The following is a 12,983-nucleotide window of genomic DNA, read 5'->3' as shown; positions in this document are numbered from 1 at the left end:
GGCCTGTCAGACAGATATTATTCAAAAAGCCACTTTTTTCCTGGTCAAACACCACCGCCAGCCAATGTCAGGCTGCGACCACCATCGACAGTAATTATTTCACCCGTCACATAACGGGCGTGCGCCAGATAAAGCACACTATGGGCAATTTCCTCAGGTTTGCCTATCCGCTGCATAGGAATGGAGTCGATGATGCTTTTTTGCTGCTGCGGGTGAAGTGCTTGGTCGCTATCTGCTTCTGGTAGGATGTTCACGCCAGGAGCGATGCCATTGACACGTACCTCTGGCGCCATATCAAGCGCAAAAGACTGTACCATCATGCGATGCGCCGCCTTTGCCATATTGTAGATGGCATAATCTTTAAAAGGTTTATTATGCGCATGGATATCGAGTAGGCTAATGATACAGCCCTGCCGGGTCCGTAGATAAGGATATAGCGCTTGGCTTAATAATAAGGGCGCTTTGGCGTTGGTTAAAAATAAATCATCCCATTGCTCTAGATCTATATCACCAAGTGGACTTGGATAAAAGCGAGAGGCGTTATGCACTAGGACATCGAGTTGCCCAAATGCTTGTATAATATTTTGAGTAAATTGCTGTAGCATCTCGCTATTGTTAACAACCGTCAAATCTGCAAGGACGACGACCGCGCTATCAGGACGACTGTGATTCAGCGTATCGGCTAGGTCATTGGCTTCTTGCTCACTATGATGACAATGAATAATGACACGGTAGCCTTGCTCATGGGCGGCACGGACAATAGCCGCACCAATACGCTTAGCGCCACCGGTGACTACCATTACGGGCGCTGAGGTATTAGAATATTTTGATTGGCTTAAGCTAAATTCTTGGTTCATATTAAAGGTATTTTTGTTATTTAAATTGCTGGTTGAAAGTGCTTGTTTACAAGACAGGTTATGTTTGTAAATGCTCAATTCTACGTCGGCGTAATGCTTCGCCTATCGCTGGGCCTTTTAGTTTCTGGTCAATATTATCCATGCTGATTGCATGAAAGCTATTTAAGGCGAGCATCATTTGGCGGTGCTGTATGGCCAGTTTTAAGACATGACTGGTGACCAAGAGCTGCGACAGTTTCTCGGGCGCTTTATGAGCGCTACAAGCTTGAATAAGATCGATTTTCTCGGCGGCGCTCAGCTGGTCTATGCGGCTAAGATTTTTCGCTTGCTGCACAAATAAAGTGGCAAACTGGCTATGCGCTTTTGGCACCTTTGTACTGTTTCCTATCCCATGAATACCTTTAACCGCTGCCTCTATATTAACCGAAAGAGTTTCTGTAGAGTTTAAAGTAAATAAATCTGTGTTCAGACTGGCCATTAATAACGCCCAGCGCTGCGATAAATTTAATTGCATTTGACCGGCGAAATACAATGCGGTTTGTACAATCTCTCGTATTTGATCGTACTGTTTATCATTCCAAACTTGCTGTAGTGGAGCAAAATACTCCGTCAACGCCCCAATCTCAAACAGCTGTTGCCAATATACCTGCGGCGATACTTGCATCATAGCACGGCTCGATTCTTGCCAAATACGCTCACTACTTAGATGCGCAAGCTCGCCTGAACGCACCAACTCACGCATCAATAGCAAGGTTTCATCGGCAATACTAAAGCCCAAATCATAATAGCGGCCATAAAAACGGGCGGTGCGCAGTACCCGTAATGGGTCTTCACTAAACGCGCTTGATACATGACGCAAGGTTTTGCTATGAATGTCGTTCAAACCGCCATAGTAATCGACAACGTCGCCACTTATCGGCGTATCATCCATAAGGCTTTTAACTTCTATTGCCATAGCGTTGACGGTCAAGTCGCGACGTTGTAAGTCTTCACGTAACGTCACATCAGGGCTGGCATGTACGCTAAAGCCTTGATAGCCCCGCCCTTGTTTGCGTTCTGTACGCGCCAGCGCATACTCTTCATGACTAATAGGATGCAAAAATACTGGAAAGTCTGCGCCCACTTGCTGAAATCCTGCATCCAGCATATCTGCGACCGTCGCGCCAACGACGACAAAATCCTTGTCTTTGATAGGACGACCCAATAATTGGTCACGGACAGCGCCGCCGACGAGATACACTTGCATAATAGTCTCTTTATAATTATTCAATATTTGCCATATTATTCTACCCAAAAAAAACCAGTCAACACCGATATAAGTATTGACTGGTTTTAGTATAGCAGACGGTTTCTATAAATGAACGCTAGAAGACCGTCGTAATAAGGCGTTTATATATGACATAAACGACTATTTTTGCTCATTGATTAAGTCTTGAGCTTCAGTAACTGCAAGCGCTGTCATATTGACCACACGGCGTGCTGTCGCTGATGGAGTTAGGATATGCACAGGTTTGCTCGCGCCTAGCAAAATAGGTCCAATAGACGCACTGCCAGTTGCCGTTTTTAGTAGGTTGAAAGCAATATTTGCTGAATCAAGCGTTGGCAAGATAAGCAAGTTTGCTGAGCCTTTTAGGTTGCTTGATGGTAAGTCATTGGCACGGATATGCTCATCAAGTGCTGCATCCCCTTGCATCTCACCGTCGAAGTCAAAGTCCACATTCATTTCTGTCAGTAGCTCATACACTCGACGCATTTTTACTGCGCTTTCGCGGTCTGAGGTACCAAAGTTTGAATGCGAAACCAAAGCCACACGCGGCGTAATATTAAAGTGACGTAACTGATCGGCTGCAAGTACCGTCATTTCAGCCAACTGCTCAGCCGTTGGGTCTTCATGGATGTAAGTGTCGGCAATAAAGATATTACGATCTTGCATCAATACCGCGTTCATCGCATAAAAATCGCTGACGCCTGCTTTTTTGTCGATAACTCGGCTGACGTATTTTAAATGCAGATGATAGTAGCTAAAAGTACCACAAATCATGCCATCAGCATCACCGTTTTCAACCAGTAGGGCACCGATTAAAGAAGTCTTACGGCGGACATCACGGCGCGCAAGCTCAATACTGACACCATTACGTTTATTTTTCTCGTAGTAGCCTTGCCAGTAGTCTTTATAGCGTGGATCATCGTCTTGATTAATAATGGTGATGTTTTCGCCATCTTTTAGACGCAGCGCTAATCTTTCAATGTTCTTTTCAATGATGGCAGGGCGACCAACCAAGATTGGATGCGCCAATTGCTCATCAACGACCACTTGTACGGCAAGCAGTACGTTGCGGTCTTCGCCTTCACAGTAAACAATGCGTTTAGGATCGGCTTTCGCGCGGGCAAAGATAGGCTTCATCACGAACGCTGAGTTATAAACAAACTCAGACAAGCGTTGACGATAGGCTTTCATATCAGAGATAGGCAGGGTTGCTACGCCAGAATCCATCGCGGCTTTGGCAACCGCAGAGGCGATTTCGATGATTAGGTTTGGCTCAAGAGGGCCTGGGATAAGGTAATCACGGCCAAAGCTTGGCGTACTCTCAACGTTTTTCACGTTATTCATTGGTGTCGCTTCAACATGCGCCATAGCCGCGATGGCTTTTACGCAAGCGATTTTCATCTCTTCATTAACCGCTGTCGCCCCAACGTCAAGTGCACCGCGGAAGATATAAGGGAAGCATAGCGCGTTGTTTACTTGGTTTGGATAATCTGAGCGACCGGTTGCCATGATAACGTCTGGACGTACGGCGTGCGCCACTTCTGGCATAATTTCAGGCGTTGGGTTGGCAAGGGCAAAGACAATTGGGTCTTTTGCCATACGGCGCACCATGTCTTCAGTCAAGGTGCCAGGCATTGATAGGCCTAAGAACATATCGACATCATCCATCACTTCTTCGATGGTAGTGGCGGTGGTATTGCGCGCATAACGCTGCTTGGTTTCATCAAGGTTTTCACGGCTGGTGGTAATGATACCGCGTGAGTCTGATACAAAGATATTGTTTTTATCTACGCCAAGCGCACAAATGATATCCAAGCAAGAGATGGCTGCCGCACCTGCGCCAGAGCAGACCACTTTAATCTCTTCGATTTTTTTGCCAGTGATGAGCAAGGCGTTTAGCATCGCCGCGGCAACAATGATTGAGGTACCATGTTGGTCATCGTGGAATACCGGAATATTCATGCGCTCACGCAATTCGCGCTCGATTTTGAAACATTCTGGGGCTTTGATGTCTTCAAGGTTAATACCACCAAAAGTAGGCTCAAGCGAGGCAACCGCTTCGATGAACTTATCTGGATCATTTTGGGCAATTTCAATATCAAAAACGTCAATACCAGCAAATTTTTTGAATAAAACCCCTTTACCTTCCATGACAGGCTTAGACGCCAATGGACCAATATTCCCTAAACCAAGCACCGCAGTACCGTTGGTTATCACGCCAACCAAGTTGCTACGAGCAGTATATTTAGCCGCTAACGCTGGATCTCTTTGAATCTCAAGACAAGGTATCGCAACCCCTGGAGAGTAAGCAAGTGCCAAATCGCGTTGGTTGGCCAGTTGCTTGATAGGCGTAACTGAGATTTTACCGGGGCGCGGAAACTCATGGTAGTGTAAGGCAGATTGTTCAAACTGCTCTTTTTCCGTAGTAGGGGTGTCCGTATTCAAAGTGATATCGTCATTCATAATAATTGCCATGGTTGGAATAATTGGAATAAAGTAAATGGTGATAAAAACCAATGTCTATGCTTCATTATCATGACTATGATAATTAAGGCACATTTATACTAAAAAGGTCGTGCTCGGCGACTAGACATCAGCGTAAAAACAGCAATCTCACAGGAAGCGTTATTCTAGCACTATTGGTATTTCACTGCCTAGTCAAGTCATCTCAATTAGGTGAATAATATAATAAAATGATATTCGTTATTTCGCTGTTTGATAATGGCAAAAAACGCCCCTCGATATCAACCATAATTGCCTAATGTTTCAAAACATTACAGAATAGCAGCTTGTCCGTATTCTCTTACGAAGAACAGCTGATTGGCATTTGCGGCGCATGTGGCGCGGGCGGCATGGTATCGAGCTCAGTGGCGATGTCTTGGACGTTGTAAGGATTGGCAAGTAAGTCAAAGACTCGATTTAACTCTTCAAATTGGCCTTGTTCCGCCACCGTAATCGCCCGCTGTGCCACACTATTACGTAGTACATAAACCGGATTATTGCTATGCATTTGTTCAATAGAGGCTTCGCTAGATAACGGCTCTAGCGCTGCTAAATACCTTGTTGACCATTGTTGCCAAACGTGCTGTGCCTCATTATTAAACTCAGCAGTCATTTTTGCCAGCAATTCTTGCTCATACGGATATTCATTTGGCGCGACCAAACCCAATAGCGCGCGGAAACTGTTGCTATAGTCGAGTAAATTATTCTCTAACAAGGTTAACCACTCAAAAGCGAGAGCCAAACTTTCTTTACTATGCGGCAGCCCAAGCTTACGGCAGAGGCCTTGCTGATAATGCTGCATAAAGGTGGCTTCATACGGCGCTAGGCAATCAGCCAAGGTATCGCGTGTTACGCCGTCCAAGCGCATAAAATGCGGTAGCCAAATATTTAAGTTCCAATGACCGATAGCAGGTTGGTTTTGATAGGCATAACGTCCAGTATGATCAGAATGATTGTTAATCCAGGCAGGGTTAAAGCGCTCCATAAAACCAAACGGCCCAAAGTCTAAGGTACTGCCCGTAATCGATAGGTTGTCAGTATTCATCACCCCATGGGCAAAGCCAATCAATTGCCAATCGGCAATCATACGTGCGGTTCGCTCAACCACCGCTTGTAAAAATGTTAAGACTGGCGTCTCGCTATCACGGCATTCTGGATAGTAAGTATCAATCATATAGTCGGTAAACTCGCCAAGCAGGTCGGGCGCAAAGCTTGCAATCCACTCAACATGACCCAAGCGAATATGGCTGTCAGCGACGCGCATTAATGCCGCGCCTGCTTCCATACGCTCACGGCGAACTTTAGTATCCGATACCACAAAGCCCAAGGCATTAGACGAAGGGATGCCAAGTTGTGTCAGCGCATGACCGCACAAATACTCGCGAATGGTACTACGCAGCACCGCACGCCCATCGCCCATGCGTGAGTAAGGGGTCAGACCAATGCCCTTTAAATGCAAATCTTGTAATTTATCATTATTATCGAGCACTTGCGCCATCAGTAAACCGCGACCATCGCCCAATTGTCCCGCCCACTGTCCGAACTGGTGACCAGCATAGGCCATCGATAGCGGCCGAAACTCAGCTGGCACGTATTGACCACCCAATATCTCAACCCAACGCGCCATCAGCTCATCGTCATCGAGCCAGCCTAATTGCTTGGCAACTTCGGTGTTAAAGTGACCAGCGCGCGGATTATCAAGCGGTGTCGGCTGCTGTTCATGATAAAGGCGAGTATCTAATGTGACGTAAGTATTTTGATAGCGCATAGGTGCGTTCCAATATAAAGGTATGTATTTTTAATATAAAAACTTAAGGTTAAAAGCGAGTAATGAAAGCGTGTAAAGAGAGTAATAAACTTACTATAGCATAGCCTTAATAATGCCGCGTTTCACTCTGTCCATCTCTTGTAATTGCTGTATAAACAATGAGTGAGCAAAAATAATAAGTGCGTAAACGAGCAGCGCACAACTCATGGCTGAAAAAAACCCCCTATCTTTACAGATAGAGGGCAGGAGAAACGTACAATAAAAGCTAAGATAATAAATCTATAAACGCTTATGCCGCTTTTGGACTTTGACCGATAGAGCGAAACGCCGTTTTTAGATTGCTGTTATGCGCCAGTATCTTTTGCTCAACTTTGGCATAGTCGTGCTTTAGCATCTCTTCAACTTCATGCAGGCGATCAGCAAACTCGGTCTTTTTTAGCTCAATAGTTTTGGCTTTTAGCGCTTTCCATTCTTCGACCGTTTGCGTAAAGGCATCATATTCAAACTTGATACGATCTTGGAAACTCTTCATCGCATGCGGAATATCAAGTCCGTTTGCGGTAGCGTTATCAATCTGCTGTTGGGCTTTTTTGAACTGCATTTGCACTTCAGCATGCTTAATAGTAGTGTCGTCAACCGTACGCAATTCACTGGTTAGCCCAAGTTTAGATAAGCCCAAGATAAGCCATTTAGTTGGATCATATTGCCACCATTTCACACCATTACGATAGTCGTATTGGAAGAAGTGATGATAGTTATGATAACCCTCACCCCACGTAAAGATAGCAAGGAAAAAGTTATCACGTGCACTATTGGTATCCGTATAAGGACGCGTACCAAACATGTGGCATAGCGAGTTAATAAAGAAGGTAAAGTGGTGGGTCAGTACCAAGCGCAGTAGACCTGCCAATACTAGCGTGCCCCAAACGTCACCTATTAACCAACCAATTGCCGCAACCATCGCAACGTTGGTAGCCAGTACCCATAAACCATAGTATTTATGCTGAATCTGTAGCACTTTATCTTTGGTCAAATCAGGAATGTTTTTATAATCAAAGCGACCACTAGGATAATTGCGTAACATCCAACCGATATGACTGAACCAAAAACCACGCCTTGCTGAATAAGGATCTTCCATGCGGTCATCAACATGACGATGATGCGTACGGTGGCCCGATACCCAGTCAAAAGCAGAGCCTTGAACCGCAAGGGTTGAGCCAAGTAATAGGAAGTTTTTTACCAAGGGGTGGGCTTTATAAGCGCGATGCGACAATAGGCGGTGATAGCCTGCGGTAATACTAATACCGGTCCACACCATAAAGGCACCAAATACACCCCAAACCGGCGCACTAACTTGATGGGTCAACAGGTACCATGGCGTAATAACGGCAGCAGCAATAGGCGTTGCAATCAGAAAAATCGCTGGAACCAAGTTGATTGGCGACTTTTGAAATTCAAGCTCAAGCGGATCGATACCCTCATAGTTAGCGACTGCATTGGCATCTTTATAACCGCTCGTCGTCGCAAACTGCGTATCGGCAGCCTCATCAGTTTTGCTTTTGCCAGTATCAAGCCACGTCTTCACGCGCAGCGCCTGAGTACCAGCATGCTGTATAAGCGTATCACCCGACTTCATGGCGAAACGCAAGCCCTTAAGTGGTAAGCCTATTACTTTTTTAGCAATCATGTAATAATCCTAATGATATTAATTTCAGCCTCCATATTAACCTAAAAGACTAGTAAAGTGAACAGTTATACACTAGAAAAATATTTCTAAATAACAATAACTTGTAGGAGTTATGGTAGCGATTAACCCAAATAATCCCTTACTTATCAGCAGTTAAGTGAAAGTGTAAGCAAAAAGATAAATATGTGTGCGATAAAAATGTATAAACGACTATCGAGCCAATTAATTAGCTGGCTTTTTTAAGCCATTTTCAAGCAAGTTTTTTGAAATATGACAAAAAGATAGGTAAGAAGCTCCCTTACTTAGCGCATGAGAAAATAGGTTGGATAATCGGTGATGATGACGTCGACTTGCCACGTAATAAGCTGTTTAATCGTTTCGCTATCATTGACGGTCCACGCGCTGACTGGCAGGTGATAACGATGACAGTGCTTAATGACAGCTTGAGTCAGCAATGGATAGTGAATACCTAGCTGGACGCAGCCAAGTTGCAAGGCAGTTTGTGGTGCGCTTAGCAAAGTTTTAGGGCTGCGAATCAGTAAGCCACGCGGAATATGTTGTAAGGTTTTATTGCGTTGCAGCCGCGCGTGTAATTCGACATCAAAGCTGGTCAGCGCTATGGGTAAGCTGGCAAGCGGACTGTCGGTTAAATCGTGCATTAACGCCTTGATTAGTTTGCTGTAATCGGTGCGCTCATGCGTCTTAATTTCCAGCTCAATATAGCCAAAACCTGTTAGTACAGAGGCTATTTCGGCTAAGGGCGTAATCTGATGACCGGACTGTAAATAGCGTCCAATCTCGGCAAGACTCAACTGGTCGATGCACGATTGCTGGGCGCATAGGCGTTGTAAATTATCATCATGAAAGACCAGCAAGTGACCATCGGCGCTTAATTGCACATCAAATTCAACGCCTATTAAACCCGCGCTTTGTAGGTTTTGCGCCAGTTTAAAGCCTGCTAAGGTGTTTTCTAATGCTTCACCGCGCGCCCCGCGATGGCCCAATAAAAGGGTATTTTTAAAATTTATCATTATTAATAGCTATCAAAAATTCTTATCGCTATCATATCGTCTGTGCAAAATGGGGTCTAATAAAATATTTATCTGAGAACAGAAGCATTACTTATATAGCGTACGTAGGAGCTGCAGCTACGATATAAAATATGTCTTTGTAGCTTTTTTGCAACCAAAGCAAGGTTTTGTACACAATGTTGGACGTTATTTGTATATCAATAGGCTACACTGATGACCATTTAAATCAAACGCCGTATAATAACGTGGTTTTCAAAACTTGCATGACGATTGTTAACATTTAAATGTCATGATGCGCATGTAAGTTTTTGAATGTTAAAACACTGTCCGTCAGTGGCGGTACGAATCAGGAAATTGGAGCAAAAAAAGATGAGCGTAGCAAACAAGAGTTTGAGTAAGTGGTATAAGGTTGCTGGTATTGGTATCGCCTGTAGTTTGGTACTTACAGGCTGTAACCGCTCAGAAAAAGAAGAGACCACAGAAACTGCCGAGCTAACCGAAGAGACCGCTACTAATGAAAACGCGGCTGCTACAGCGGTAAGTTGTGATGATCCAATGGTACAAGATCGCCTCAAATCAGCCTTAAAAAATACGCTCAATCAACAAGCGCAAACCTTGGCAGCAAGTTACGCTAACGATGCTGAAATTGCTTTAAGTAGTGGCGTTGTCACTGGTAAAACCAATGGTATCGTCATCGATGTGCAAAACGCTGCGGTATTACAAGCCACAAATGATAATGGCATGACCACCTGTCAGGCGAGTGTCAGCATGACTTTGCCAAGTGAAGACTTATACCAAGCCAGCCAACTGCAAGCCGCTAACAATCAGCCAAGCTTACAATCACGCCTAGCCAATGACAATATCCGTATCAATAACAACATGCTTGTTGACGATGCCTTTACCTATGTCGTTGGTACCCAAGGCGGTCAAGTACGTACGCGTATCGCTGGACAGCCAGCGCTGCTGACCGTAGTATCAGAAGTAGTGGCAGGCTCAGCCTTTCAGACAGCGCTAGAAGAGCAGCGTGCCGCGCAAGCAGCCGAACGCCGCCCTCAAGCGGCACAAAACAATAGCGAAAACCAAACTCGCCAACCAAGACCGGTAACGCCAGCGGCCCCTGTGCGTCCAGCTGAGCCTGCTACGCCACCGACTGTCAATCAAAATAGCAGCAGTCAAAACAGTAGCCAGAACACGAGTAATCAGGATAACCAAAGCAATAACCAAGCTGCCCCAACGCCTAGTACTTCAGCGCCTGCGACTCCAGCTGCACCTAAGTCAGTCCCTAAAGATGACAGTATCGATATGGTGATTATCGAAGATAAAGACGCGACTTATTAATAACCTCTCAGTTTTTTAATAAAATGTCAGTATCGATTATTTAAGCCTAGCGTTTGAAATTTAAAAGCCCGCAACTTATGATATTTGCGGGCTTTTTGCTTGCATGGATTTTTAGCGGTCAATTTTTGAAGGTCAGTAAAAGCTAAACTATTTATTCTCAGCGAATTTTTGTAATACTTGACTGTCCCATAGCACTTCAGAAACTTGCTCAGGGTCAGTGCAAAAACGCGCAGCAACAAACAGCCAGTCAGACAGGCGATTGATAAAGCTAACTGCCGTTGGACGAATAGCTTCTGGTCGCTGCTGCTGCAATAGCACCGCTTGACGCTCAGCTCGGCGACAGACGGTACGGGTGACATGCAATTGGCTGACCAACACTGAACCTGTTGGTAGGATAAAATCTTTTAGCGCCGGCAAAGTGCTATTCATCGCGTCAATCTGTTGCTCTAACCATGCAATGTGCGCGCTATTCACGCCTTCATATTCTGGCATGGCAAGCTCGCCACCGATATTAAATAGCAGATGCTGAATAATCACTAATGCTTGGGCAAAGTCGGCTTCTTTTGTCGCGTCAGTCGAGTTTTGCGCCAACTGCGCGCGTACCAAACCAATATGTGAGTTGAGCTCATCGACATCACCCATGACGCTAAATAGATTGTCCGCTTTACTCACGCGGCTGCCATCTGCCATGCCTGTGGTACCGTCATCGCCAGTACGTGTATATATTTTGCTTAAACGATTGCCCATGTTTTATCCTTAAAGGTTAGTGTTTGTTAAAAAGTCAGTATTTTTTAGCATTGCGAATGTTAGTTATGCGCTCATTGTAGTATTTTACGAGCATTTTCGCTAAGATAATGGGTTAAGTTTTATACTGCTACTTTTTCAAAAATAATAATGACGCTAAATATTGTTATAAATAAGCGTTTTCATTATTTAAGTGTGCAGTAAGAATATTTTCGTTTCACTCTTATCTTTTTTATCAAAAGGCTTTTTTACTATGACCACACCTCTTGCAGACGCGATGTCTCAGCTTGCCATTTATGACTCACTCAACGGACGCAAGCGGTCATTTAAGCCGCTGGTTGCGGGCAAAGTCGGCATGTATGTGTGCGGAATGACGGTCTATGATTATTGTCATATCGGTCATGCGCGGGTGGTGGTTGCTTTTGATATGGTGGTACGCTGGCTTAAGCAATTGGGTTATGAGGTTAATTATGTGCGGAATATCACCGATATAGATGACAAAATCATCGCTCGCGCAGCCGAAAACGGCGAAGAGATTGGCGCATTAACGCAGCGCTTTATCACCGCGATGCACGAAGATTTTGCGGCACTGGGCTGCTTAGCACCCGATGCTGAGCCACGTGCGACCGATTATATCGACGAGATGCAGCAGATGATTGGCAATTTGGTCAGCAATGACTATGCGTACACTGGCGATAATGGCGATGTCTATTATGCAGTCGATAGCTTCCCTGATTATGGCAAATTATCCAAGCGCAATTTGGACGATATGCAAGCGGGCTCGCGCGTTAATGTCGAAAATGACAAGCGCAATCCGTTTGACTTTGTCCTATGGAAAGCGGCAAAACCTGGTGAGCCACAATGGGCATCGCCATGGGGTCAAGGGCGTCCGGGCTGGCATATCGAGTGCTCGGCGATGTCGACCAAATGCCTTGGCAATACTTTTGATATTCACGGCGGCGGCCATGACTTACAGTTTCCGCATCATGAAAACGAGATAGCGCAATCTGAGGCGGCGACGGGCTGCGAGTACGCACGTAATTGGATGCATGTTGGCTTTATCAATGTTGATGGCGAAAAGATGTCCAAATCGCTAAATAACTTTTTTACCATTCGCGATGTGATTGCCAAGTATCATTCTGAAACGGTGCGCTTTTTCTTGTTATCAAGTCACTATCGCAGCCAAGTCAACTTCTCAGACAAAGCCTTAGATGAAGCGCACAATAGCCTAAGCAGACTATATCAAGCATTAAAAGCGGCTGAACAACAAAAAGGACAAACACTCACTATCGATGATGCGCTAACAAACTCTGCTTATGATAGCGCGGCAGGACAAGACTTTATCAAAGCCATGAATGATGATTTTAATAGCTCAACGGCTATTAGCGTATTATTTGGGCTGGCACGAGATATCAATAAAGCGCTCAAAGGCGAAGATGCAGAGGCTGCATGGCAGTTAGCGCAGCAACTAAAAGCTTTGGCACAGACATTAAATATATTGCAGCTGCCGGTACAGCAGTTTTTACAAGCGGTCGTGGGTGAGGCGCAAGAAGGTGGTTTGTCCGATGACGCTATCGATGGATTAATCACCGAGCGTGCCGATGCCAAAACCAATAAAAACTTTGCCCGTGCTGATGAGATACGTGAGCAGTTAAAAGAGGCGGGAATTGAGCTTGAAGACAGCCGTGCGGGTACGACTTGGCGCCGTGCTTAAATCATATTCTTGCTATAAGCAATTGTATCAATTAACATTTTACCGTTCCAAAAATCTTACTCAAACCTAGCCAAT

Annotated in this window: 9 protein-coding genes; 2 read left to right on the top strand and 7 right to left on the bottom strand. The window is 45.0% G+C overall.

Annotated features, from left to right (window positions below):
- Positions 1-44: 44 nt before the first annotated feature.
- From IQ457_RS00810 to IQ457_RS00785, 6 genes are all read right to left on the bottom strand, one after another.
- Positions 45-857 carry a pteridine reductase gene (locus tag IQ457_RS00810; RefSeq protein ID WP_200661699.1) on the bottom strand — a complete coding sequence of 271 codons (813 nt, stop codon included), beginning with the start codon at positions 855-857 and terminating at the stop codon, positions 45-47.
- A gap of 58 nt (positions 858-915) precedes the next feature.
- Positions 916-2,103: a tRNA nucleotidyltransferase gene (locus tag IQ457_RS00805; RefSeq protein ID WP_200661698.1), complete on the bottom strand. Its 1,188-nt coding sequence runs from the start codon at positions 2,101-2,103 to the stop codon at positions 916-918.
- Positions 2,104-2,265: 162 nt separating this feature from the next.
- Positions 2,266-4,587: an NADP-dependent malic enzyme gene (locus IQ457_RS00800; RefSeq protein WP_200661697.1), complete on the bottom strand. Its 2,322-nt coding sequence runs from the start codon at positions 4,585-4,587 to the stop codon at positions 2,266-2,268.
- 340 nt (positions 4,588-4,927) lie between these two features.
- The gene (locus IQ457_RS00795) at positions 4,928-6,394 is read right to left on the bottom strand and encodes a protein adenylyltransferase SelO (RefSeq protein WP_200661696.1); all 1,467 of its coding nucleotides are present in this window, start codon (positions 6,392-6,394) and stop codon (positions 4,928-4,930) included.
- Between the two features lie 289 nt (positions 6,395-6,683).
- Positions 6,684-8,081 (bottom strand): acyl-CoA desaturase, encoded by a 1,398-nt coding sequence (locus IQ457_RS00790; protein WP_242465302.1) that lies wholly within the window; start codon positions 8,079-8,081, stop codon positions 6,684-6,686.
- Between the two features lie 302 nt (positions 8,082-8,383).
- On the bottom strand, positions 8,384-9,112 hold the full coding sequence (locus IQ457_RS00785) for a glycerophosphodiester phosphodiesterase (RefSeq protein WP_200661695.1): 729 nt from the start codon (positions 9,110-9,112) through the stop codon (positions 8,384-8,386).
- A 369-nt stretch (positions 9,113-9,481) separates the two neighbouring features.
- Here IQ457_RS00785 and IQ457_RS00780 point away from each other — a divergent pair, with 369 nt between their 5' ends.
- Entirely contained in the window at positions 9,482-10,450 is a 969-nt protein-coding gene (locus IQ457_RS00780) for a hypothetical protein (protein ID WP_200661694.1), read from the top strand.
- A gap of 147 nt (positions 10,451-10,597) precedes the next feature.
- On the opposite strand, the gene IQ457_RS00775 is transcribed toward IQ457_RS00780, so the two are convergent.
- Positions 10,598-11,197: a cob(I)yrinic acid a,c-diamide adenosyltransferase gene (locus IQ457_RS00775; RefSeq protein ID WP_144296310.1), complete on the bottom strand. Its 600-nt coding sequence runs from the start codon at positions 11,195-11,197 to the stop codon at positions 10,598-10,600.
- A 250-nt stretch (positions 11,198-11,447) separates the two neighbouring features.
- Here IQ457_RS00775 and cysS point away from each other — a divergent pair, with 250 nt between their 5' ends.
- Positions 11,448-12,908, top strand: coding sequence for a cysteine--tRNA ligase (cysS, locus tag IQ457_RS00770; RefSeq protein ID WP_200661693.1), 1,461 nt, complete (start codon positions 11,448-11,450; stop codon positions 12,906-12,908).
- The last annotated feature ends 75 nt before the right edge of the window (positions 12,909-12,983 follow it).

Source organism: Psychrobacter sp. M9-54-1, from assembly GCF_016613355.1.
GTDB classification, from domain to species: Bacteria; Pseudomonadota; Gammaproteobacteria; order Pseudomonadales; family Moraxellaceae; genus Psychrobacter; species Psychrobacter faecalis.
Note: the sequence above shows the minus strand (reverse complement) of the source record. Positions and strands in the feature narration are given on the sequence as shown.

What these genes read in the sequence shown, in the direction of transcription:
- IQ457_RS00805 (WP_200661698.1), bottom strand. Translation starts at nt 2,103, where the DNA reads ATGCAAGTGTATCTCGTCGGCGGCGCTGTCCGTGACCAATTATTGGGT.
- IQ457_RS00785 (WP_200661695.1), bottom strand. Translation starts at nt 9,112, where the DNA reads ATGATAAATTTTAAAAATACCCTTTTATTGGGCCATCGCGGGGCGCGC.
- IQ457_RS00775 (WP_144296310.1), bottom strand. Translation starts at nt 11,197, where the DNA reads ATGGGCAATCGTTTAAGCAAAATATATACACGTACTGGCGATGACGGT.
- IQ457_RS00810 (WP_200661699.1), bottom strand. Translation starts at nt 857, where the DNA reads ATGAACCAAGAATTTAGCTTAAGCCAATCAAAATATTCTAATACCTCA.
- IQ457_RS00780 (WP_200661694.1), top strand. Translation starts at nt 9,482, where the DNA reads ATGAGCGTAGCAAACAAGAGTTTGAGTAAGTGGTATAAGGTTGCTGGT.
- IQ457_RS00800 (WP_200661697.1), bottom strand. Translation starts at nt 4,587, where the DNA reads ATGAATGACGATATCACTTTGAATACGGACACCCCTACTACGGAAAAA.
- IQ457_RS00795 (WP_200661696.1), bottom strand. Translation starts at nt 6,394, where the DNA reads ATGCGCTATCAAAATACTTACGTCACATTAGATACTCGCCTTTATCAT.
- cysS (WP_200661693.1), top strand. Translation starts at nt 11,448, where the DNA reads ATGACCACACCTCTTGCAGACGCGATGTCTCAGCTTGCCATTTATGAC.
- IQ457_RS00790 (WP_242465302.1), bottom strand. Translation starts at nt 8,081, where the DNA reads ATGATTGCTAAAAAAGTAATAGGCTTACCACTTAAGGGCTTGCGTTTC.